Genomic DNA, 22,600 nt, shown 5'->3' with positions numbered 1-22,600 from the left:
AAATGACGCATATTCTGCTGACCGGCCTTGCGGCGCTCACACTTTTTTTTACTTCCAGCACCTCGGCGCAAAACAGCGGAACCGCACCCCCAAAACCCGAAATCCGGCCGGAAATGCGCATCTGCGGTCAACTGGCGCAACGCGACTCGCTCGCTCAGCTGGACAAGCAGCTAAAGCAGTCGGGCCAGGTTGATAGAGACAGCGCCAACTACCGCGCGCCCGACCTGCCAGAAGACCTGCACGCTATGCTGCGATGTCTCATGGCCCGAATCGATACCGGCCCATAGCGGAACTTGAGCGCTGGCAAGAACGCTGCACTGCAGCTTTCCTGAACCGGACATTCATTCTCTGTACGCATTTCGATACGTCAGGTGACTGAATCGTAGAACTTCCCGACCTATACGAGTCGGTATCTTCACATGCCCGACGCTACGATGAACAAAAACACAATTAAAACTACAAACAACAGACCAATATAACTGCAGACACGCATGAACTTGTCCCACGCAGTCAGTGACTTCCATGGCCTTTTTTTCGGTGTTGCGGAGGTTTGAGTTTCTGAATCAGACATTTTGTTTTGCAAGGTGTCCTTTGTTTCACGCGCGCGCTGCTTGGCCGAGGAAATTGCCTCGTTTGCACCAGACTTGAGATGAGCCCATTTCTCGCCGAATTTCACTGCATTTGAAGTTTCAGGCGGTGGCTGCTTCGACTGCTTTCGCGGCGTAGAAGTTTTGCTTACACTCAACCGTTCCCATTCATCGAAAAACAATCCTGGTTTGAAATCGTCAATTAAATGAGCTTCTAAAAGTCGAAAACGGCGACGCCGCACCGGGTCCATTTGGTCGAGATTCAGTTTTAACAATCCGGTCAGTTGATCCGCTTGGCTTTCCGATAGAAGTCCTTCATGTTGTAAGTCGTTGACCTGCTTTCGTAGACGCCGAGCGAGGTCTCGATGTGGTTGCAAACCGGTTTTTCGTAGGGTGACGGCACCACTGCCTGAAAAGTTGAATTTTTGCGGGCGCTGATGGTGTTCAACCTGCATCATCTCTTCGAGGTAATCAAAAAGCTCGCGAGTATCGACTGAACCATCACCATTTCTGTCAGCCGCACCCTTCAATCCATCCAAGAGGTGCTTGGTGAACACGCCGTGTCGATAGCTTTTTGCTTCCCGAGCGACTTGTGTGCTGGTGGCAGAAGTCATCACCAACGTGCGGCTGTTCGCTCCAAGCTCCATTTTGAGTTGCTCGCTCAGCGCCGAACGAGAGGCATCCTCCCCAGCTGCACCCGCGTAGCAGCAATCGAGTATTACCAATCGGAAGCGCGCCGCTGCTTGCTCAACAACATCGAGCAGGTTGCCGTATTTCAAAGCTGTTGAATGGACGAGATCTGAGCGCGTGTTGGCAAATGCCAAATGTAACTTCTGGTTTCGCACTAAACCGTGACCCGCGTAATAGATCAGTAATAGATCGCTGCGCTGTGTCTCGGTGGTTATCCGTTCAATCGTTGTCAGCGCATCAGAATGGTTGCCTTGGGTTATCAATTCGACATGATCAAATTGTTCTCCAGTCTCACCCTGCAGCAGGTTGTGAAGCGCTGTAGCGTCGTTACGTGCATAGCTTAGATCGTCCAATTCAGGGTCTTCGAAATTGTCCATTCCGACGACAATTGCAGTCTTCCGCTTTGTTTGACTGTGTTCAGTTTGCTTCTGAGGGGGATCGAAAAGCTCGATTGTAACGTCTAATTGATCAGTTTCAGCAACAGATTGAGACGAAGTTTGCGAGGCATCCGGGGCAAGCTTTGATAGGACGTTGAATACCTGCTCTTCACTGAAGTTTTTAGCGTCAAATGCGATCTCTGCGCCGTCTTCTGTACGCAATGCGAATTTGACGGATTTTTCTCGTACAATGTAAGCTTTCAAAACTTGGATTAACGACGACACAGCGGCTGATTGTCCAACTTCGATCCAGAGCTGGGGGTCAAGCAATAACTCAAAAGCGCGCTCTCCAGGTGCGGGTTTGCGCTTTGCGCGAGCAGACCTGACCCCGGTCGCATTGTTCAAGTCACGATCAAGCAGCGCCACAAATTTCGACAGAGCTTCATCGTCCAGTTCAGAAGATTGAATATCCAGCTTAATAGCCATGATCTTTTACCCGACACAGCAAAAATATCGAGACCGATCGCCGTAACAGACTTAGCAATGATAACAGAAATCTTGTTAAGTGTCCAAATAGCGACTGCGTACAAAATTCCCGTCACAGCAAACAAATTGGCAGCTCCATCCCTGAAGCTAAAATGACGTAAAGTACGAACGGCCCTAACCAGACACTCAGCACCTCGTTCGAATGCTGCGGTCGCGGCCCGCTTTGCGGACATTCGCTACGTCGTCAAGCGAATCGACGAGTCGAGGGCCACCCCCTTGCGTAGTGCTCAGTAATCTCTAAATGTAAACAGTATTTACATGGAGGTTGCGCGATGCAGACTATTCGAGATTGGGTTCTGGCTTGTGCGGTCATCCTTGCATTTGCCCCGACACAATCGTTTGCTCAATCCGGCATCGAAGCCACTGGGCGCGTCATCGAGGCCGAGTTTGCAGCACCCGGGCTCGAGGGCAATCTTCTTGGCAGCCCCAGCGTTCAGGCCGCTGCCATCTATCTTCCACCCAGCTACGACCGGCAGCCGGATGGTCACTTCCCGGTGGTCTATCTACTTCATGGCATCTTCGACGATTACGTGGTCTGGACCGAAAACTTTGAGGTGCCAGCAATCTTGGATCGTCTCATCGCGGCCGGGCAGATTCCCGAGGTGATCGTGGTGATGCCCAATGGCGGAAACAAATACGGCGGCGGGTTCTACCGCAACTCTCTCGTTAGCGGGAACTGGGCCGATTACATTGCGGACGATCTGGTCGGGGCAATCGATGCGCGGTTCCGGACCATCCCGAATGACGCAGGCCGCGCCGTTGTGGGTCATTCCATGGGTGGCTATGGCGCGCTTCACCTCGCCATGACGCGTCCGGGAGTTTTTTCCGTGGTTTGGGCACTTAGCCCTTGTTGCCTTGCCGCCAACGACGACTTGAGCTTTGGCAATGATGCTTGGCAGCGTGCTGCATTGATCAGTGGGCCGGAGGATCTTCAGAACCTTATTGATAGCCGCGATTTCTACCCAATCGCTATCCTCGGGATTGTGACGGCATTCAGCCCCGATGTAGAGGCAGAGCCGATCTACGGAGAGTTTCCGTTTGAGGTCGTGCGCGGAGAGGTCATTCTGAACAACACGGTGTTTGACCAATACCTGGATGAAATGCCTGTTCGGCAAGTCCACGCAGCCCGCGACAATCTCCGCCAACTGAGGGGGTTGGCAATGGATGTCGGTCTGAATGATCAATTCTTGCATATCCCAAAGGGAACACTTGAATTGTCGCAACAGTTTGGCATGGAACGTATCCCACACCGTTTGGATGTCTATGCAGGAGACCATCGTGAGCAAGTAAGCGAACGTTTGGAAAACCTCGTTCTCCCCTGGGTTGCTGAGCGACTAATGATCACGAAATAGACGAGAAGATGGACTTGTTGCAAAAGCGATCTCCGGCCCTGAGCTGCCATTGACCCTGCCTTGAAGATGCTGCGGTCGCAGCCCACACAGCGGCCATTCGCCGGGAACGCGAAAGCCAGCTTCCGTATGGCTTACGTTCTGCAGACACGCTGAGGACCTACTTCGCCTGGCGCGGAGATCGTAGCGCCGCCGTCCCCTCCCCTTTCCTCGACCTCCGCATCTCGGTGATGCGATTGCCAAGTCGCATCGACGCGAAGGTTTGGAAATGACCGGGGTTCAAGGACTCGTTCTCTTCGAAAAACCCCGACTGGCAAATTCGTCAGTTGCTCGGTGTCATATCGACTATTGTGGGTTCACGATTACCACTGGTCGGAAAGACCACCATCTCATCGCCCATCGCTCCGAAATCGATCTGCTTGAGATCGACCTTGTGCACGGTCCGGTCGTACATCGTGTGATAGTAGTAGGTGAGGTTCTGGGAGTCGCTGGCAGTGGTGACCTGCGTGGCACTGTAAAGTAAGTCTTCCGATTGGACGTCGTCCTGGGCACCCTCGGCGGCATCGGCCGGAATGTTGAAATTGTCGAGGATCCGGAAAGCTTCTCGTACAGTATCGTAGCCGCCCTGCGTTTCACGTGCCGTTTGCGAGAACGCAACGGCACGGACAAAGCGTGACGGAGGTGTGAAGTCGCCTGGCAGGCCGATCATGCCGCTGCCAGCACCAAGCGGAGCAAAGGTAACGCCGCTGACTTCGACCTGGGGCACGCCGATAGCAGTCAGATTGACGTAATTGTTGAGGTTCGTCATGTGCCAGTCATAGTTTGGGGAATTGGTAATTACGCCAAGCGGGGCATCGAATACCGTCAGCTCGCCGTCGATATATTCGATGACCATCCGTCCACCTAAACGGTCCGCTACCAGCATGTGGAATGGAAATGGGAAACCAAGCGTCTCATCCACCACTCCCACGACACGAATATTCTCGAGCCCGGCCTTCGCCTCTTCAACCGTTTCGAAATTCGACAGGACATAGCTTGCCAGCAAATCACCGGGGATCGTGTTGTCCGCAAGTTCAGGCATGTACGCCTGATATTCGGTGAAGCCCGGCAGGTAGAATAACCCTGCGGTCAGTCCCGCCTCGTTGATCCCGTCGGCAGGAGCGCCGTGGTCCAGCATACTAATGCCGACCATGCCGTATTTTCCGGTCCATGTCGCTCCCTGCTTTCTGTCCGGCATCTCGCCGGCACTGTAGGAATATCCCCTCGGGATGATGTTGATCTTGGTTTCGAGATCGAATGGCCCCCATTCGGCGGTCCTTGCGCGAATGATGCTTCCGTCCGAACCGGTCAGCATGATGCCGGTACAAGCCCATGCCACTGAAGCAGATGCGATCAGCGCAACAACGGTCCGGGCAACGGTTTTTGTCAGCGGGATGATGTTCATAGATGACCTCCTGATGTGGCGTCTTTCTAAATTCTGGAGTTGCTCGATGATGAATGTGCATCAATTGCGAAAACCCACTTCTGACTGGCGGTTTGCATCAAAACTAAGTGGTGTTTCATATCGATACTATCTGATATTCAGTGCTAATCTGTAGCAATCACGACAAAGTTGGCATGGGCCAAGATAAAAACTTGATTGAACCAGCTAAACGCAGGCGTCGTGACGTTCTCCCCGCGGGTAGAGGACGTGCTCAAGAGGAATCAGCCAAACCGCAATTGGATATTACTGAGGCGAAGCGCGCGGTTCTCAGGTGCGGGTGGCTTGCCGAACAAGACAAGGCATTCCAGGCCGTCGTCTTGGAAAGGGCCACGCTTCGGACGTTTGCAGTCGGTTGCCGAGTCTTCGATATCGGCGATTTTCGCGGCGGCATCTTTGGAGTTGCGGGAGGGGCTTTTGGAATTAAGGTTCCGCGACGCGGCGGCGAAGACAGGCTCGCTCATATTTGCCGAAGCGGCGTGTGGTTCGGATATGATGCCTCGCTCAGTCGGCGCCACCGGAACCTGGCATTCGTGGCGGTCGAACCCTCAATTGCGTTCCACGTCCCGCTGGTCGCGCTGGACCAAATAGCTGCGTCCGATCCGAGATATCACCGGGCCCTGACCAAGGTCGCGTCCCAAGGCATGGACATTGCAATCGCGACCGTCTCCGATCTTCTAATACCTAATGTCCAACAGCGCATTGCCTCTACGCTGCTACGCATCGGTCTGACACATGACTCGGGACAACACGGCACGGCTGTCATTTCTGGGTTAACGCAGGAGCAGATTGGTGAGTTGGCCAATGCCGCGAGAGACGTGGTCAATCGAACTCTCAAGAAATTTGCATCAAAAGGGTGGATCGATGTCGCCTACAAGAGGATCAGGTTACTGGAGCCCGTGGCGCTGGAAGAGTTTTGCTCATGACCTGACGTACAAAGAGCCGCTAAGACCTCAACTGGCATCGTGATCGGAAAGTAGGCGACGCGATAATTCAAACCACTTCACTTTACTCAGCGGATCAGGAAATCGGATGCACTTCGGCGACCGTTGCGGCCAAGCTTTTTCGACATGGATCTGCTCACAAGGATGCCTGCAAGGGACGAACCACGCAGTTAAGCATCCTAAATCGTTGGGAAAGCGAACTCACCGAGCACGGACGAAGCATGAATTCGTTGACGCTGCGCCAGTATCTACTTTCGATCAGGCGGGATCGTTACATCGTAGCATCAACTCAGTATTCGTGCAGCCCGTCAAAATCCGCCTTTCCAAGCGCGACGCCGCCGTGGCGCAGTCCGGCATAAGCCATGATCAGGTGGAATAGCATGTTCGGCAACGCGAAGACGGCGATGTAGTCGGCAGCGGATTGTTCAAGTCGCGCCTCCCCAGCTACGTGTTCCACTTGCGCCGTCCAATCAGACCCCTGGGCTTCATTGATGCTGGTGGCCACGGCTACATGCAACGCGCGCAATGATGCAAGACTGTACGGCTCTACTATCTCAGGCACTTCCGTGGCTGCTGGCAAACACAGCGCACGGGCGGCGAATTGGATCGCAACAGCGAGATGGAACCCGGTGTCGAAGCTGTCAGGGGCAAGCCGAATTGCCATCAACTCCCCTGCCTCAGGTTCGTGCTCCAAAATGGTCAAAAGGTGTTCGGCTTGGCCCAGATAATGAACGACCGAGCGGACCAATGCTTCCTCTGCGGCGCGCGTCATTCATGATCTCCTCTATCGATAGAAGATCGTACCGACTGGGTTGGGTGTTGAACAGTTCCTGCAAGCCCAAAGTGCACCCTTGCAGCCGTTCATCTAACCTGCAGCATCGGTGCAAGTGGGCTCACAGCCGACCTCGGAGACGTTGCAGCATTGCCCCGTGTTGGTCATCGATCTAACTGCCCGGGTGGGCCAGAAGAGACATCGAACGACAAATCTGTCGTGACGGTGAGGCTTCACAGAAGCGGAGTTTGGTATGGTAGAAGTGAGCCACACACCTCTCAATTGTCTGCATGTGGAGGGCTTCCCGGTGCTCGGTAGCGATCCAATGGGCTGCGTTTGGCGTCACTTCCGTAGTAATGCCCGCTACCCTCCGGCTTTCCAAACAAAAGGAAAATCGCCGAGTTGGCGCCATCTCGCGGGGATTTCATGCCCAGCTCCTCAGGAGGTTTTCCCCTGCCCTTAACATATTGACGGGTCAGATCCGTCGCGATGAAACCGGGCGTACAGGCATTAATGACAAACTGAGGGCACTCCCGCGCCAGGTGGATCGTATAGGCGTTGGCGCAGGCCTTTGACAATCCATAGGCCGAGCCGGTGCCTAATCCTCGAGATGAGAACGCTTTCGCATCATCGGCAATGGCAATGCACTCTTCCATCAGCGTCTCGATCTCGTCCCAAGTCACATCCGGGCGCGTGAAGAAGGTTTGTTGTTCCCGGCTACATGTGGCCACAAAGTTCGGGCCGGCAGCGGACGTGATATTCACGATCCGCCCACCATCCGCGAGAAGTGGAATGAACGTGGTGCATACCCGCTGGACACCCCGTGTGTTCACGTTGAGCACATTACCCAGATCGTTGGAGCCAAAGCCGATGCCTGCGTTGTTGACGATGCCAAAGAGCTTCTCGCGGCCACATGCCTCTCGCACCTTCTGTGCCGCCCGACCAACAGATTCATCGCTCGCTACGTCGAGCTCGACGGTTTGGACCCGGCCGGTTCGACCTATCCCGCCCTGCCGAAGACTTTCAACAGCGACCGCACCTCGATCGGGATCTCTTGAGCCGAGGAACACGAACGTATCGTCGGCCTCTTCGAGAATCCGTTCAGCGATGGCAAACCCAATGCCCTTGTTTGCCCCGGTCACCAGAAAACTCCTCTTGGCCAATCTTCATCAGCTCCCCATGTAAAGCTTCGGTAAACTTTCCAACCTGCCGCCACGCATCCTTTTTTCGGAGACACATTCGAGCGGACGCTCACGATTCTCCAGCAGGCAAAGCAAGGATAGTAGTTGCAGAGAGAACACCATAGCCCCAGGCTGCTCCTTCATTCATCTTCATTGGACGGCCCAAACCTGCCATTTAGCCCACTCAATAGTTGCTGCAGCGCGGCTCTCCAAACCGGTCATTCGCTGCGGGTGCGAATACTTGAACGCTATGAACGCACATATCTCAGTCAATGTTACTGCAATTTGACGTTATCTCACGTGCTTCGGTGAAAATAACTAACCAACAAAAAGTTCAGATACACAACAACGATGACTGCGCCGCGACGGAGCTGTTGATGTTTGCTCGAACACGGATGAGTATTGACACAAGAAACTGGGCGCGTCTGAACGCGCCCAGTTTCGTCAAGTCGCGACGTGAGATACCTCTTTGTCCGGCGAGTATATGTCCAAGATGTTCCAATGTCCGGTCGTTGGTGTTGGGTTGTTGATCATTGGCACATCAAGCACAGTTGGTTTGCCGCTGGCGATTGCCGCTTCCAATGCGGGCAACAACTCGTCAGCAGCGCTGAGCCTGTGCCCTTCCGCGCCATAAGCTCGTGCAATGTCTGCATAACCCGGTCCGTTCGCGGGAGCTGCGGCTGATCCAGGGAACGTAGTCCCGTAGGTCAGACCGTAATGCGCCTTTTGCAGCCCTGCGATAGTTCCGAAGGCGTTATTATTCATGACCAGCCAGATTATGCCCAGATCAAGTTCGACGGCCGTTGCCAGCATCGACGGATTTTGACCGAAGCCACCATCGCCAACCAGACTGATCACTACACGATCAGGTGCTGCGAGCTTCGCGCCGATCGCGCTCGGAGGGCCAAAACCCATCGTCGCGAACCCGCCCGGGGTCAGGATCGAACCGGGCGTCAGGATATCGAACTGTTGCCCGACTCCGTTCTTGTTCCACCCAACGTCCGTGGTGATGATAGCATCCTCAGGCAGTGCCTTTCGGGTATCTGCCAGAATACGCTCGGGCATCATCGGAAAGGCCGACGAGGTCGCCATTTCCACGTTGCGCGCTTTAAATTCTGTCCGAAAATCCGTGATCTGCTGTTCCAGCGCGGGGCGCTTGAACCCGTCCGGATACATCTCTCGGGCAACCCGGTTGAGGACGCGCAGCGCAGCCTTGGCATCCGCAACAACACCGATCTCGGTCGGATAGTTCCGACCGATCTCTTGCGGCTCGATGTCGATGTGAATGACCTTCGATCCGGGAATGTTGAACGTGTAGCCGGGATACCAACTGGAACAATCGGCCTCTTTGAACCGAGTGCCCACGGCAAAGATATAGTCGGCATTCAGACAGGATTGGTTGACCAATTCGGTACCCCAAAACCCGGTCATTCCCAGCACAAGCGGATGGTCGTCCCGCAACGCGCCCTTGCCCATCAGGGAATGTGCGACGGGCAAGCCCATATGTTCAACGAACGCGCGCAACTCCTCACTGGCTTGTGCCAAAAGGATACCGCCGCCGACATAAGCGACCGGGTTTTCGGCCTGCGCCAGTGCCTCAATGATTTCACGCGCAGTCTCATCGTCAATCGACGGCTTCTTGAGCGCGCGCGTGTTGTCGCGGATACGGTCGAAGCTGTCCGATGGGATCACTTCTGAAAAAATGTCCATGGGGACATTGACCAGCACCGGCCCGGGTTGGCCACTTTCGGCCAGATGGAACGCCTTTTCCAGAATTTCAGCCATCAGGTCTGCCCGGTCCACCCGCCAAGCGCGTTTCACGAAGGGGCGATAGATCTCCCACTGGGCGGCGTCTGCATGCAGGTTCACTTCCTGATGCGGATGTTTGCCGTAGTAATGCGTAGGAATATCGCCCGCGATCACCACCATCGGGATACAATCCAATGCGGCATTGGCGACCCCGGTGGCACAATTGGTCAGCCCCGGGGAGAGATGGGACAGTACTACCGAGGCCTTGCCCGTCACGCGAGCATATGCATCCGCCGCGTGGCTGGCGATTTGTTCGTGCCGTACGGTGACGAAATCGATGGGGCTTTCCGCCAGCGCGGCCAGAACCGCGATATTCGTGTGGCCGCACAGGCCGAACACGTGCTTGACCTCACGGCGTTCGAGGAAGTCGACGATATGTTCGGCAACGGTTTTGCCTTCAAGCTTCGCTCCGTCCATCACGCGACCTCCTGTCCGTAGAACTCACCGAACAGGTCCGGCTCCGAGGGGCGGTCCTCGGGGATCGGACGGCTGACCCAGGTGTAGTTCATCATGTGTTTCATGGTGACGTTTTCATTGGTGATGTTCCCACCCCAGATGCCGCAGCCGAGGCTGCTGGTCATGGGCATGCCATTGGTCCAGGCACCTGCATTGGCCTTGGACTGAGGCTGTCGCACCATCATGCGGCTGACCGGGGCCAGACGCGCGAGCCGATCGATATGATCGTCATTGTGGCTGTAGATGCCACAGGAATGGCCTTTGCCGCCCGTGTTATAGATCTGACTGACCGTTTCCAGCGCGTCATCGAACGTGTCGAAGTGATAAAGCGCCATCAGCGTGGTCAGTTTTTCCTTGGAGAACTTATGCTGCGGCCCGATTTGCCCCTGATTTTCAACCATCAGAAACTTGCGATCTTCGGGGATGCTAAAACCAGCGACTTTGGCCGTTTGCTGAGGTGGACAAGCGATGGTCGGGAAGGTGCGGTTGCACTTCTCATCCCACATGGCGGCTTCGAGCATAGCCTTCTCTTCGTCCGAACACAGGTACCCGCCTTCGGCCTGAAGTGCTTTGATCATATCGTCGTAAATCGAGCGCTGGATTATGATGTTACCGTCAGCCGAACAACCCGAGCCAAAGTCGGACGTCTTTGAAATGCGTGTGTTCTGAGCGGCGATGTCCAGATCGGCTGTCTCATCGATGACAATGGATGAATTGCCCGCGCCGACACCATAGGCTGGGCGCCCTGAACTGTACGCCGCTTTGACCATGGGCTTGCCGCCAGTCGCCAGCGTCAGATCGCAGATCTCCATCAGATGTTGCGTCAATGGGATCGAAGGTTTGCGGATTGACTGAAACAGATCTTCAGGCGCGCCTGCTGCTCGACAGGCTGCGCGCATGACCTCGACCATCTCAAAGGTAGTATGGGCGGTTCGCGGGTGCGGGCTAAAGATGACGGCATTCCGGGCGTTCGCAGCGGAAACACCGGTCACCGGTGGTGTCATTGCTGGATTGGTCATCGGGATCAAAGACGCGATCACACCGGCGGGCTTGGCATATTTTACCAGACCCTTTTCTTCGTTGACTTCGACGATCCCCGTCGAGGGCGTACGCAGGACATCACGCAGAACCATATGGATTTTGAACCGCTTCGCAGGGCGCCCTTCGCGATCTCCGATACCGCTTTCATCCACACCTTGCTGGGCCAGACGCGTGAAGGTTTTCTCGTTCCCCGCGTACCACGCAATGGCTTGGGACAGGCGGTTCAGCCTGTCCTGATCCCAATCCTCGATTTCGGCCATGGCTGCGCGGGCGCGCGCCAGCATATCGGCCGCCATGTTGCGGTCGTTCTCAGTGAGCTCTTTGCCCATGATGATCCTCTTGGTGTTTTGAAATTGCTGCATCGGTCATACGACGCTGTGACCGCGCCTCGCCGAATGTTCGCTTGGCGTGGCTGAGACAGCGACGCGCGTGTTCTTCATATCCCAACTCGGCGACGCGGCTTTGGTTGGGCAGTTCGATAGAATAGTCGACGGGTGGCATCCGTTCGATGATGCCGGTGAAATCGATCCAGCCTTCGCCGGGGTACAACCTTGCATCACGGGCCAGCTGGATCATGCCCTCGCGCGTATCGGCGATGCCGGGCAGGCAATCAGAGATATGCAGGAAGTGAAACAGGTCCGAGGGGACGTGCAAAAGCTCTCCAAGATCTACGCGGCTGAGGTGCAGATAAAGCGTATCGACCAGAATACCGCCATTCGGCTGATCAGAGGCGCGGACAATATCCAGCGTCTCATCCAGAGTGCGCAAGCGAGAGAAGCTTGGGAACTCTAAGTCCACCGTTAACCCGTAGGGCGCGGCCAGTTCGCAGGTTTCAGAATAGACTTCGATCAGAAAATCACGATCATCGCGGGTATTGGTCCACGCGCTCATGATCATGCGTTTAGCGCCCAGTTCCCCGCCGATCTCCAGAGAAGGCTCAAAACTGCGCGGATCGACATCTTCCGTGATGCGCGCAAGTTCGACATCGAGGACTTTCAAGCCGGTGGTAGAGAGAGCAGTTTTGGTGGCCTGCACCTGTGCCCTGTCGATGGGAGATTGGGTGAATTCACCAGGCACATGCATCGGAATAAACCGGGGGCTAACGGCATCGTAACCGGCCCGGGCGGCGATATAGACCAACTCTGGCGGCGTACAGCCAATCAGCGTCAGATGCGCCAAGGAATAGAGAGAGGGGCTTGCGCCGGCCTCTTCGGGTTTCACCATGAACGACAGCTCCGTGTGTCTGCGAATCTCAATTTCATCACACGTAGTAAAAAATATCTGATATTTTTAAAAATATCAACTTTTAATACTGAGCAGGAAATGAAAACGCCCGGGCGACGGCCCGGGCGTGTTTTACATTCGTGTTAGCAAGGCCTTAGAGAGTGACCCAGTCCCCTCCGGACTGGTGAGAGCGCACAGAGGCATCTATGAATCGGACGCCGTCTGCGCCTTGATTGACACTGGGATAAGTAAGCCAATCGGCCGGAACGGTGACGCCATCCCGGCGCGCGGCTACGGCCATGGCAAATTCCGTATATAGGTTGGCCCAGGCTTCGATAATCCCTTCAGGGAAGCCGCGCGCGGTGCGGATCAGACGTTCCGCACCGGGTCCGATACCATGCCCGTGACCTCGGCTGATGATACGATCCGGCTCACCGAACCGATTGAACTTCAGCTGTTCCGAATTCTCCAAGTCCCACTCGAGACCTCCTTCGTTCCCGAATATCCGCATCCGCAACCCACCCCGATTTCCGGGGGCAAGGCGTGTTGCCATCAAGGTTCCGGGGACTTCATTTTGGTAACGGGTGAACATGAACACCGTGTCTTCCAAAGGCTTTGGCGCGCCGCAAACATGGAACTCGGCCCTCAGGTCGGTCATCGGCAAGCCCGAGACAAAACTGGCGAGATGCGCGGCATGGGTGCCGATATCGCCGACACAGCTGGTCGGACCAGAAATCTTTGGGTCCAGCCGCCATTTGACATGGGGCGCATCAGCCACATCATCGGGCGTCATCCAGTCTTGCATGAACTCAACATGGATTTGGTTGATCTTGCCGATACTGCCTTCGGCAACAATTTGTTTGGCCTGTCGGATCACTGGAAAACACGACATTGTATACCCGACAACAAAGACCTGCCCCGTACGCGCGTTAATCTCCTCAAGCCCCTCGGCCTCGGCGACTTCATTGGTCAAAGGCTTGTCGCACAACACGTCAATGCCCGCCTCCAGAAACGCTTTGGCCGCTTCGAAATGAACGTGGTTCGGGGTAGTGATCATCACGGCATCCACGCCATCCAGGCGCGCCGCCTCGGCCTTTGCCATCTCGTCGAATGACGCATAGCACCTGTCTGCTGGCAGATACCACTCGGCCCCACGCGCCTTGCTGCGCGCAGCGTCAGAACTGAGCGCGCCTGCGGTGACCTCCCACCGGTCGGTCATCCGCGCGGCCGTTGCTTGCGTGACAGAGATACGTCCACCGCCAACAACGCCCAACCTCAAACGGCGAGACAAGCGAGGGAAAGGACCATCAAAGTTCAGGTTTTCGGGTAAAAGTCTCTCAGCCATTCTGAACCTCCATTTCCGGGCCCCGAACGCCTTCCGGCAGCATTTCCACCGCCATGAAGATGCTGGGGGTAATCGTCTCGTATTGATGCCAGGGATAGTTGCCTTCGGCGTCATACATCGGCTTGTGCGTCGCGCCCGGAGCCATGAATTCTTCGAGGTAAAGGGTTTCAACGTCCCTTTCGCGGCATTGCTGCATTTTGCCAAAGCCTACGATTTGCGTATGCACTTCGCGGAACCCCGGTACCGGGCAGAATGGATGATCTTTGTGCAATCCGACATTCAGTGGAACCGAACCGGAATGGTACATGGTCAGCCCAACGTTACCCACGAAGACCTTTGGCGACATATAGTGGCTGACGCCGCGCAGACGCTCCTCTTGGCGAACATCAAAAGCAGATGGCCATGTATCTTTCACCCATGCGAACAACTCGTTCTCATCGGTATGGGCGTCGAAACCGTAGACAATGACTGCGCGTTCTGCGCCGTTAAGCGTGCTGTCTTGCACGATCACAGACGAAAGCGCCGCGACGGTCTGATCCTCGACCGCGAGGTCCCTCCCCCCAAGGTTCAGAACAATGGCGCGACCCTCAACCGATACTCTGTCTTCATCGGTGATGTGCTGGACGCGAAAAAATGGCTGGGCAAATTCGAGTGTCTCAATCGGCATGGACCAGCTCCTTCCTTTCATCCTGCAGGAAATTAATCGGCAGAGGCGCAGGCATCGCGCATCGGCTTTCTATTGTCTGGTAGGCGCCGAATTTCGGTGCCCGTTCAATCGCGTCCATGACCTCGAACACATGGTAGGCAAGCGCTCCACTTGCACGAGGCTGGCGCCCTTCCCGTGCGGCCAAGGCGAGGTCCAAAAGGCCGAGGCCGCGGCTGTCTTCATTAAATCCGTGTTTGTTTTCGACCACCTGCCAGTCTTCACGACCGGTTGGGCGGGGCTGATGAGACCAGCGCGAGGTGTCCCGCGTTTTCAGCCAGACATCCCCCTGAAAAATGTTAGCACCATGAACCGGGTCAGGGTCAGGAATACTGATGGTCCCGTCTTCGCCATAGATCTCGAACCGCGGAGTTTCGCTGTCCCAGACGTCGAAACTCATGGTCATTGACCCAATGGCACCGGATGAGAACTGCAATAGGCTCAGGGAATGCGTGTCGACCTCGACATCCATCCACTCACCATTGCGCGGGCCGTTTTCGATCATCCGTTTGTCGAACGTGCGTCGAGCCATTCCGGCGACCCGGTCAACAGGCCCAAGACAACAGATCATCGCTGTCAGGTAGTAAGGCCCAAGGTCCAGCAACGGCCCACCACCGGCCTGATAGTAGAAATCCGGGTTTGGATGATGGCGTTCCGTGCCGTGCGTTCCCACATGGGCAAAAACCCCTGCTGGTTTCCCGATCGCGCCTTCATCAATCAAACGCCGAACCGTCTGCCAACGACCGCCCAGAAACGTGTCGGGCGCGCAGCCGACCAGCAGCCCCTTTTCGGACGCCGCGTGCAAGATCGCCTTGCCGTCCGTTCGGTCCATGACCAGCGGTTTTTCCGAATAAACGTGCTTGCCTGCTCCCAGCGCGCACAGACTGATCTCGGAATGCGCGGCCGGAATTGTCAGGTTCAGAACGCAGTCAACCGCTGGATCATCGAACATGTCATCCGGCGTGCAGGCCTTGGCGATGCCAAATTGATCCGCCTTGGCGCGGCTCTCCTGAAGATCAAGGCTGGCGCAGGCCACAACCTCGACGTTTGAGTATTTTGATAGTGTTTTCAGATAGATATCGCTGATGCAACCACAGCCAACAAGGCCGACCCGGAAGGGTTTCGATGTCTCACGTGTCATCATTCCTGTCTTCGTAAAAAGGTAAGTAATTCGGGGGCATGGGCCCTTTGTTGCGACCGCCCTGACCCATCTGCTCCCAGGCGTGGGCGAGTATTCCGACCGAGCGGGACAGGCAAAACAGCCCTCGCGACAAGGGCGCAGGAAAACCAAGTTCGCAGAAGATCACAGCTGTCGCGCCGTCGATATTCATGGCAATTGGCCGACCGCCGCGTTGACGACCGAGTTCGGCTTGAACCTCTTCTCCGATATCGGCAAACCGGCCAAAAACTGTGCCTTCTGCCGCCGCATCACGAACAAGTTGCATCAATCGTGGTGCGCGTGGGTCGACGGGCTTGTGAAACCTGTGACCAAAGCCCGATACGATCTTGCCGTAAGTCTCGCGCCAGCTGTCCAAGCCATCCCGAACAGCGTCATTCAGCGAAGCTCCCGCATCCATGCGGACCGCGAGATCATAGTACAGCTCTGCACACTGCTCTCCTGCCCCACCATGCACGTCGCCCAGCATGTTCACCGCAGTCGCCATCGCGTTATTGAGACCAACTCCACAGGTGGCGGCCATACGCGCGGCCGCTATCGAGGGGGCCTGCGGGCCGTGATCCACGCCTGCGACCAAAGCGGCCTCGAACAGGCGCGCTTGCGCGTCGCTGGGCAGATCGCCCCGCACCATCAGCCAGATCATCTGCGGGAAAGATACGTTCCCGATCAGGTCCTCTATGGCGTTGCCGCGAAAAGCGATCTGGCCGGGCTTCATGTCGATGAGGGAGGTACGCCACCATTGACGAACGGCGCGCTCATCCATTGTCATGTTTTCATCCAGCACGGTCATTGAGTCTGCACCTCTTTGAGCGTCTGGGTTTTGCTTTGCGCGGCGAGGCGAATGGGCGCGTTACGCGCACCGTAACCGGCATAGCCCATGCGGCGTTCAACAATTTCGAAGAAGAAGCCATTAAAGATGGGGCGGCTGTATATCTGAAAATACTCGGAACCCGCTGCCCGATCGTAGAGAATGTTGCCTCGGCGCAGTTGGGCAACCAAATCGTCATCCAATCCGAATGTCGCTTGCAGATCAGCGTAGTAGTTTTCAGGAATGGACAGGCTGGGAAAGTTGGACTTGAGCAACTGGGCTGAGGTTTCAAAAATATCATCCGACTGGAAGGCAATGTGCTGAACACCGGCCCCAAAGCCATCTTCAAGGAATGACGCCGCCAGTGTTCGGCGCCCAACGGCCCCGTTCAGGTTCAGGCGCACTTCGCCCTCGGGGCTTTCAATGGCTTGGCTTTGCACGACGCCGGACGGGTCTGCAACGTTTACGATTGGCGACTTCGCCATCTCAAAAGTAGAAATGTAGTAGAGCAGCCAGCTTTGCATCTCATCGTGACGCATCGTCTGCGCCAAATGATCGATACGGCGCAGACCGGCAGGCTGGGTCGCTTTGGTTTTCGCAACCGGCTCGAACTCGATATCCCACACCCGATGCAGATCGGATTTCTCATCGATGAAATGAACAACATTGCCGCCAACACCACGAATGGCCGGGATATCCAGCTCTCCCGTTCCCACTGGCTGCGAGAAATTCGGAGCGCCCAACGCGGTCGCCCGCTGAACCGTCTGATCCGCATCCCTGACACGCAACCCCATGTCACAAACCGAGGGGCCGTGGCCCAGGAACGCCGAATGGGAAAAACCTCCCTTTTCGGTATTCACAACGATGTTTATCGCGCCCTGCCGCCACAACTCGACGGACTTGCTCACATGCTTTCGCTCCATTCGAAAACACATTGCTGACAGCATATCTGCCAGTTGCGCGCCGCTTACCTCATCAGCTGTAAATTCGACGAACTCAAAGCCTGACGCATAGACGCGTTCCGGCAGGTCCGGGATGCCGAAATCGGTTCCCGGCTCGGTTCGGGATACCTCATCCAGGAGGTTCACCAGTGCCCTGTAGCTGTCTCGGGCCAGTGTTCGGCCGCCGGGTTGAGGAGCTGCTTCGTTGACGCGCGCAATGGACCAAGGCCCCTTGTACCCGGCGCGGGACAACACGCGTACGAAGCCAGCAAGGTTCAGCGACCCAAGCCCCGGCAGAAGCCCAAAGTGCCGTTTGAGCCGACGTATATCCATCTCAAACCGGGGTGCATCGGACAGTTGCACATGGAACAGCCGCTCTCCGGGAATGTCCCGAAGGCGGGCTGGTTTGGACCCGTCGGCAAGCGAGAAGAAGGAATTCAAGGCCAGCCCCAAATGAGGGTTGTCAATTGCTTCAACGACGCCTAACGCCAGCTTATCCGAATGAATAAGACCCGACCATGGCAAGCTCATATAGGCCAGACGCAACCCCATTTCTTTAGCGATCTGGGCCGCCTCGCCAAGATCTGCGATTACCTGTTCTTCGGTTGCAGCGGTATCGACCTCGAAGGCAGACCCGATTAACAGCAATTCCGTTCCCAACTCGCTCATCAGGTCGAGTTTGCGCTTCAGCCGATCAAAGGCGCGCTCCCGTCCGGCGTCGGCCTGGCCTTCAAGGTTATGGAAGGGTTGTAGCAGGCAAATCTTCAGGCCGAGATCTGATGCAATGTTCCGAATTTGCGATGGCGGCCCGTCAAAAGCGGTCAAATCCGGTTCGTGTAATTCGACACCCCCGAATCCCGCGTGAGCGATAGCGCTCAGTTTTTCGGCCAGATCACCGGGGATCGACGTTGTCGAAACCGAGAGGCACATTATCCCTGATATCCAAACATACGTGGCAACCACAGGACCAGATCCGGCATCAGCATCATGATAACCAGAGCGAAGATGAGAACCGCGAGGAAGGCCCAGATTTCCGAGATGATTTCGCGCAGCGGAATGTCCGTCACAGCGTTGATCACAAAGAGTAGAATGCCATAGGGCGGCGTGATCAGACCGATCATCGAGTTCACGACGACCAGCACTCCGAAATGCACCAGATCAATCCCAAGCGCTTCGCAGGTTGGAATGAACAGGGGCACGATCACCAGAATGATCGTCGTCGCGTCCAATACGCATCCCAGCGCGAGGATCAGCAGGTTTACGAGGATCAGGAACACAATCGGGCTGACATCCGATCCTTCCAGCAAGGCCGAGATCGACTGTGGAATCTGTTCCTGAATGACGATGAAGTTCAGAATGAACGCGCCACCAATGACCACCCCGACGGCGGCGGAAGAGCGTGCGCTGTCGACGAACACTTGATAAAGGCCACGGAAGGTCAGTGCGCGGTAGAACAACGCTGCCAGTAGTAGGGCGTAGAATGCAGCAACTGCGGCGGCCTCTGTCGGAGTAGTGACGCCGCCATAAATACCGTACAGCAGAATTGCGGGCATCAGCAGTGCCGGGAACGCGTTGGCGGTTTTAGCCGGCAATTCGCGCAGCGGAACAGGTTCTTCCAATGCAAAGTTCCGCTTTCCGGCCAGATAATAGTTCATCGCCATAAGTACGACGCCCATGATCAGGCCGGGCAGAATGCCAGCCAGGAACAAGGATCCAATAGAGGCCTTCGACACCAGCGCGTAAAGGACCATTGGGATCGAGGGCGGAATGATCGGGCCGATCGTCGCCGACGCCGCGGTAATAGCAGCAGCATAACCTCGGCTGTAGCGGCCATCCTTGGTCATCATCTCAATGATGATCTTGCCGATCCCTGCAGCATCCGCGACGGCAGAGCCGGACATGCCGGAGAAAATCAACGACGCAACCACGTTGACGTGCCCGAGGCCGCCCTTGAACCGCCCGACCGCAGCGACGCAGAAGTTCAGCAAGCGGTCGGTGATCGACCCCGCGTTCATGATATTGGCGGCGACGATGAACAAAGGCACGGCAAGCAGGATCGTGCTTTTGTAGAAACCCTGCAGGATTTTTTCACCCGCCAGTGCAACGTCCAGACCGGCGACACCCAGATACATCAGTGACGCCAGCAGGATGGAATAGCCGATAGGGGTCCCGATGCCTGCCAGAACAAAGAGTGTGAGCAGGCAGGAAAGAAGTTCAAAACTCATTTGCTTGCGTCCTCGTCGTCTTCCACATCAACGCGGGGACGTTCGTCGACCACGTTGTATCCCACGACCATTTCAAGTTCGGTTTTTGGTGGGCCGTTGCGCATGATGTCAAAGAACAGCCATGCATACCGCGCGGCGACAACCAGCATGAACACGGCATAGATCGAAAACACGGTGCGCAGCGGTATCTTCTCACCTGAGAACGGATTTCGCACCGTGGCGGTCTTGCGGATCTTCATCCAGTCGATGTAGTCCCACGTCGGCAGGAAACTGTAGAGCATCCCTACCACGATCGCTGCGGCCGCAAGCATCGCAAAGACCTGGCGCACGCGTCGGGGCACAGACAAATAGATGATGTCGAACTTCACGTGATCCCGTTCGCGCACGATGAACGCGCAGCTGAAGAAGATCACCCAGACCCAGAGGATGCCGATCAGTTCAAGCGTCCAGCCAGCGGGGGTAAAGAAGTACCGCAGAAGAATTTGCAGGAGGAAGATCAGGAAGATTGCCGCCAGCATCCCGCCGGCAATCGCTTCGGTCAGTCGGGAGAACCCCTTTATGAAGCCTTTCATTGTGGTTCTCCCTCCCAAACTACTCAGGTTTAGTTGCCCAGAGCGTTGATCTGCTCCAGAACGCCATCCGGCCATGACCCGGCAAATTCGCTTTCCAGATACATGGTCTGTACCTGATCACGGAACGCTGCGAGATCGGGTTCGTAGACCTCCATGCCCTGTTCCTTAAGGAAGCTGACGAGGTCCTCTTCCTTCTGCAGCTGTTTCTGACGGCCCGCTTCAGCAGCTGCGTCGGCCGCTTCCTGAACCTTGGCCTGCTGCTCGGGTGTCAACCCATCCCAAACCTCCTTGCCAATCGCGATGTAGTTCAGGTCAACAAGATGCGATGTCAGGACGATCTGATTGGTCACTTCGTAAAATTTGGCATCCACCACGGTCGGCAACGGGTTGTCCTGACCGTCAACGGCACCGGTCGACAGCGCTGTATAGACCTCAGAGAACGCCATTGGTGTCGGGGCGGCACCCAGTGCCTTCCCGAGGAACTGCCACGCATCGGTGCCAGGCATCCGAAGGTTCACCCCTTCCAAATCTGCTGGCGTGGTTACTGTCAGCTCATCTTTGGGCTGACGCAGGTTCACCTGGCGACGACCCAGATACATGACCGACAAGAGTTTGACGCCCAGCTCTTCTTCAGCCTTTTGCTTGAAGGCATCCATCAAGGAATCGTTGAAGACAGCTACCTGATGCGCCGCATCCTGATGGACGTAGCCAGCGGTAAAGATCGAAAACTCCGGGAAGAACTGTGCCAGTTCCTGCGCCGAGGTGATCGACATTTCCAGGTTGCCCCGGCTGATGGCGTCAAGCTCGGTGCCCTGTGCGAAGATGGTGCCATTATAGCTGGGCTCATAGCTTGCAAAATCGGCGACCATGGGCGCGAAAACCTCGGCCATGGCGACCGAACGCTGATCGGTCTCCGATCCTGATGTTGCGAGGCGAAGTTGAACTTTGTCTTCTGCCAGCGCACTACTTGTTGCGCCAATTAGAACACCGGTTGCGACCAGGGCCGACACTGCAGCCCTGCGGGTAAGTTTGGTAATCACTTTGCTCCTCCCTGAGACATCATGATGCATTTTTCCGATTCTGAGTTTTGCCCTATTTTGGACTTTTTGCAAGATTTTTTGCAAAATATCAGATATTTTTCATTACCTGTAATTTCTGTTGTTGCATTTCCTGAAGGTTTCTTATCCTGACAGTCTCGCCAGTCCTGCAGGAATTCTGAATGGCTTCAATGACTTGAAGTGTTCTGAAGCCTTCCCAGCCGGACACAATCGGATCTGCTTCGTGCCGAGCAACTTCAACAAAGTGCCCGAGTTGATTGACCAGTGGGTCAGAGGAACCCTTCTTCAGCGCGGTTGACGAAATTGGAATCCACCAATCCCTTTCCTCACTCTGGTAGGTCCATAGTCTAAGATCGGGGACAGACAACGACCCATGAGAGCCACCGATCATGTAGCTACTCTCAGTGGTCGACGGATAGATTGGATATTCCTGAGACGTCATCTCCCAACTCCATGGAGCAACGATGCTGTCGGACACGCTTATGGTGCCTATCGCTCCGGTTTCAAACGTCAACAGCGCTCCGGCGACATCTTCGTTGTCATAACCGCGCTGCGATGCAGCCGACTGCGCCTGTACGGTCACGACCTCTCCGGCCAGATACCGCAGAAGATCCACATCATGGACAAGATTGACCGAGATGGGCCCTGCACCAGGTTTCTTTCGCCAGGGCGCGGCATCAAAGTATTCGTCGGGCTTATAGAACCAGCAATTCGCATGGACAGCGCGCACATCTCCAATCTTCCCATCGACAATGGCTTCCTTCGCTGACTTGATCAGAGGATTGTGCCGACGATGATGTCCGACCATCAGTGGCACATTGGCCTTCTCCGCTTCTTGGACAAGCTCCAGTGCAGCGATAGCTTCCACGGCGATCGGTTTTTCGACGAGAACGGGACAACCATGCCGAACACACGTGAGGCCTTGTTCGACATGAAGCGTGGTAGGGGTCGCGAGCACAGCTCCGTCCGGTGTCTGATTTGCAAACATGTCCTCGAGGGTCTCGTAACACGCAACGCCATGCTCCGCGGCGTAGGTGCGCCCTTCGTCACTGGGATCAACAACCGCGACAAGATCGACATGACGCAACGCGCGGATCGCGTCTGCGTGGCGGCGCCCAACAAGACCAATGCCAACGATGGCAATGCGAAAGTTCATTGACACTTTGCTTCCTTCCAGAGGGTTCGGAAACTCCGAAACCAATATTTGCGACTGAGCTGCATTGCCCAACTTGAACTCGACCGTATTGGGGTTTTTGCGATTCCACAATAATGTATGATATTTTTATTTCTACCATACATCACATTGGATTGCTGA

At 55.7% G+C, this 22,600-nt stretch carries 19 protein-coding genes; 3 read left to right on the top strand and 16 right to left on the bottom strand.

The features are described 5' to 3' along the window. Positions 1–2 precede the first annotated feature (2 nt). Complete coding sequence (locus AC2FEE_RS20550) at positions 3–287, top strand: hypothetical protein (RefSeq protein WP_496867188.1); 285 nt, start codon at positions 3–5, stop codon at positions 285–287. A 128-nt stretch (positions 288–415) separates the two neighbouring features. Here the strand turns inward: AC2FEE_RS20550 and AC2FEE_RS20545 are convergent, their stop codons facing one another. Beyond that, positions 416–2,140, bottom strand: coding sequence for a caspase family protein (locus AC2FEE_RS20545; RefSeq protein WP_496867187.1), 1,725 nt, complete (start codon positions 2,138–2,140; stop codon positions 416–418). Positions 2,141–2,472: 332 nt separating this feature from the next. Between AC2FEE_RS20545 and AC2FEE_RS20540 the strand changes: the two genes are divergently transcribed. Further along, complete coding sequence (locus AC2FEE_RS20540) at positions 2,473–3,552, top strand: alpha/beta hydrolase (RefSeq protein WP_496867186.1); 1,080 nt, start codon at positions 2,473–2,475, stop codon at positions 3,550–3,552. 319 nt (positions 3,553–3,871) lie between these two features. On the opposite strand, the gene AC2FEE_RS20535 is transcribed toward AC2FEE_RS20540, so the two are convergent. Next, the gene (locus AC2FEE_RS20535) at positions 3,872–4,993 is read right to left on the bottom strand and encodes a linear amide C-N hydrolase (protein WP_496867185.1); all 1,122 of its coding nucleotides are present in this window, start codon (positions 4,991–4,993) and stop codon (positions 3,872–3,874) included. A gap of 173 nt (positions 4,994–5,166) precedes the next feature. On the opposite strand from AC2FEE_RS20535, the gene AC2FEE_RS20530 reads away from it, so the two are divergent. Beyond that, a complete protein-coding gene (locus AC2FEE_RS20530; protein ID WP_496867184.1) occupies positions 5,167–5,955 on the top strand; it encodes a Crp/Fnr family transcriptional regulator in 789 nt (262 codons plus the stop codon). Between the two features lie 307 nt (positions 5,956–6,262). On the opposite strand, the gene AC2FEE_RS20525 is transcribed toward AC2FEE_RS20530, so the two are convergent. From AC2FEE_RS20525 to AC2FEE_RS20460, 14 genes are all read right to left on the bottom strand, one after another. Then, positions 6,263–6,745, bottom strand: coding sequence for a DUF1993 family protein (locus tag AC2FEE_RS20525; RefSeq protein WP_496867183.1), 483 nt, complete (start codon positions 6,743–6,745; stop codon positions 6,263–6,265). Between the two features lie 278 nt (positions 6,746–7,023). Then, positions 7,024–7,887, bottom strand: a complete 864-nt coding sequence (locus AC2FEE_RS20520; protein WP_496867182.1) for an SDR family NAD(P)-dependent oxidoreductase — start codon at positions 7,885–7,887, stop codon at positions 7,024–7,026. 483 nt (positions 7,888–8,370) lie between these two features. Further along, entirely contained in the window at positions 8,371–10,152 is a 1,782-nt protein-coding gene (locus AC2FEE_RS20515) for a thiamine pyrophosphate-binding protein (protein WP_496867181.1), read from the bottom strand. Next, complete coding sequence (locus AC2FEE_RS20510; protein WP_496867180.1) at positions 10,152–11,561, bottom strand: aldehyde dehydrogenase family protein; 1,410 nt, start codon at positions 11,559–11,561, stop codon at positions 10,152–10,154. The genes AC2FEE_RS20515 and AC2FEE_RS20510 overlap by 1 nt, the downstream gene beginning before the upstream one ends. Next, positions 11,542–12,456 (bottom strand): sugar phosphate isomerase/epimerase family protein, encoded by a 915-nt coding sequence (locus AC2FEE_RS20505; protein WP_496867179.1) that lies wholly within the window; start codon positions 12,454–12,456, stop codon positions 11,542–11,544. Before AC2FEE_RS20505 ends, AC2FEE_RS20510 begins: the two co-directional genes overlap by 20 nt. 154 nt (positions 12,457–12,610) lie before the next feature. Then, positions 12,611–13,801, bottom strand: a complete 1,191-nt coding sequence (locus AC2FEE_RS20500; RefSeq protein ID WP_496867178.1) for a Gfo/Idh/MocA family protein — start codon at positions 13,799–13,801, stop codon at positions 12,611–12,613. Continuing rightward, positions 13,794–14,468, bottom strand: coding sequence for a hypothetical protein (locus AC2FEE_RS20495; RefSeq protein WP_496867177.1), 675 nt, complete (start codon positions 14,466–14,468; stop codon positions 13,794–13,796). Before AC2FEE_RS20495 ends, AC2FEE_RS20500 begins: the two co-directional genes overlap by 8 nt. Next, positions 14,458–15,645, bottom strand: coding sequence for a Gfo/Idh/MocA family protein (locus tag AC2FEE_RS20490; RefSeq protein ID WP_496867176.1), 1,188 nt, complete (start codon positions 15,643–15,645; stop codon positions 14,458–14,460). Before AC2FEE_RS20490 ends, AC2FEE_RS20495 begins: the two co-directional genes overlap by 11 nt. Next, positions 15,635–16,471, bottom strand: a complete 837-nt coding sequence (locus tag AC2FEE_RS20485) for a citryl-CoA lyase (RefSeq protein WP_496867175.1) — start codon at positions 16,469–16,471, stop codon at positions 15,635–15,637. Before AC2FEE_RS20485 ends, AC2FEE_RS20490 begins: the two co-directional genes overlap by 11 nt. Further along, on the bottom strand, positions 16,468–18,360 hold the full coding sequence (locus tag AC2FEE_RS20480) for a bifunctional sugar phosphate isomerase/epimerase/4-hydroxyphenylpyruvate dioxygenase family protein (protein ID WP_496867174.1): 1,893 nt from the start codon (positions 18,358–18,360) through the stop codon (positions 16,468–16,470). Before AC2FEE_RS20480 ends, AC2FEE_RS20485 begins: the two co-directional genes overlap by 4 nt. Then, the gene (locus AC2FEE_RS20475) at positions 18,360–19,655 is read right to left on the bottom strand and encodes a TRAP transporter large permease (protein ID WP_074736095.1); all 1,296 of its coding nucleotides are present in this window, start codon (positions 19,653–19,655) and stop codon (positions 18,360–18,362) included. The genes AC2FEE_RS20480 and AC2FEE_RS20475 overlap by 1 nt, the downstream gene beginning before the upstream one ends. After that, on the bottom strand, positions 19,652–20,227 hold the full coding sequence (locus tag AC2FEE_RS20470; protein WP_496867173.1) for a TRAP transporter small permease: 576 nt from the start codon (positions 20,225–20,227) through the stop codon (positions 19,652–19,654). Before AC2FEE_RS20470 ends, AC2FEE_RS20475 begins: the two co-directional genes overlap by 4 nt. 29 nt (positions 20,228–20,256) lie before the next feature. After that, positions 20,257–21,267, bottom strand: a complete 1,011-nt coding sequence (gene dctP / locus AC2FEE_RS20465; protein ID WP_496867172.1) for a TRAP transporter substrate-binding protein DctP — start codon at positions 21,265–21,267, stop codon at positions 20,257–20,259. An 88-nt stretch (positions 21,268–21,355) separates the two neighbouring features. Further along, positions 21,356–22,441, bottom strand: coding sequence for a Gfo/Idh/MocA family protein (locus tag AC2FEE_RS20460; RefSeq protein ID WP_496867171.1), 1,086 nt, complete (start codon positions 22,439–22,441; stop codon positions 21,356–21,358). Positions 22,442–22,600: the final 159 nt, after the last annotated feature.

Source organism: Ruegeria sp. YTSC199 (assembly GCF_059609725.1).
The sequence above is the reverse complement of the archived record's forward strand: the minus strand, read 5'-3'. Positions and strand labels throughout refer to the sequence as shown.

Excerpts from the sequence above, each read along its gene's own strand:
- AC2FEE_RS20540 (WP_496867186.1), top strand. The coding sequence starts at position 2,473 with ATGCAGACTATTCGAGATTGGGTTCTGGCTTGTGCGGTCATCCTTGCA.
- AC2FEE_RS20545 (WP_496867187.1), bottom strand. The coding sequence starts at position 2,140 with ATGGCTATTAAGCTGGATATTCAATCTTCTGAACTGGACGATGAAGCT.
- AC2FEE_RS20505 (WP_496867179.1), bottom strand. The coding sequence starts at position 12,456 with ATGGTGAAACCCGAAGAGGCCGGCGCAAGCCCCTCTCTCTATTCCTTG.
- AC2FEE_RS20470 (WP_496867173.1), bottom strand. The coding sequence starts at position 20,227 with ATGAAAGGCTTCATAAAGGGGTTCTCCCGACTGACCGAAGCGATTGCC.
- AC2FEE_RS20495 (WP_496867177.1), bottom strand. The coding sequence starts at position 14,468 with ATGCCGATTGAGACACTCGAATTTGCCCAGCCATTTTTTCGCGTCCAG.
- AC2FEE_RS20550 (WP_496867188.1), top strand. The coding sequence starts at position 3 with ATGACGCATATTCTGCTGACCGGCCTTGCGGCGCTCACACTTTTTTTT.
- AC2FEE_RS20525 (WP_496867183.1), bottom strand. The coding sequence starts at position 6,745 with ATGACGCGCGCCGCAGAGGAAGCATTGGTCCGCTCGGTCGTTCATTAT.
- AC2FEE_RS20480 (WP_496867174.1), bottom strand. The coding sequence starts at position 18,360 with ATGTGCCTCTCGGTTTCGACAACGTCGATCCCCGGTGATCTGGCCGAA.
- AC2FEE_RS20530 (WP_496867184.1), top strand. The coding sequence starts at position 5,167 with ATGGGCCAAGATAAAAACTTGATTGAACCAGCTAAACGCAGGCGTCGT.
- AC2FEE_RS20490 (WP_496867176.1), bottom strand. The coding sequence starts at position 15,645 with ATGACACGTGAGACATCGAAACCCTTCCGGGTCGGCCTTGTTGGCTGT.
- AC2FEE_RS20475 (WP_074736095.1), bottom strand. The coding sequence starts at position 19,655 with ATGAGTTTTGAACTTCTTTCCTGCCTGCTCACACTCTTTGTTCTGGCA.
- AC2FEE_RS20485 (WP_496867175.1), bottom strand. The coding sequence starts at position 16,471 with ATGACCGTGCTGGATGAAAACATGACAATGGATGAGCGCGCCGTTCGT.
- AC2FEE_RS20535 (WP_496867185.1), bottom strand. The coding sequence starts at position 4,993 with ATGAACATCATCCCGCTGACAAAAACCGTTGCCCGGACCGTTGTTGCG.
- AC2FEE_RS20500 (WP_496867178.1), bottom strand. The coding sequence starts at position 13,801 with ATGGCTGAGAGACTTTTACCCGAAAACCTGAACTTTGATGGTCCTTTC.
- AC2FEE_RS20515 (WP_496867181.1), bottom strand. The coding sequence starts at position 10,152 with ATGGACGGAGCGAAGCTTGAAGGCAAAACCGTTGCCGAACATATCGTC.
- AC2FEE_RS20460 (WP_496867171.1), bottom strand. The coding sequence starts at position 22,441 with ATGAACTTTCGCATTGCCATCGTTGGCATTGGTCTTGTTGGGCGCCGC.
- AC2FEE_RS20510 (WP_496867180.1), bottom strand. The coding sequence starts at position 11,561 with ATGGGCAAAGAGCTCACTGAGAACGACCGCAACATGGCGGCCGATATG.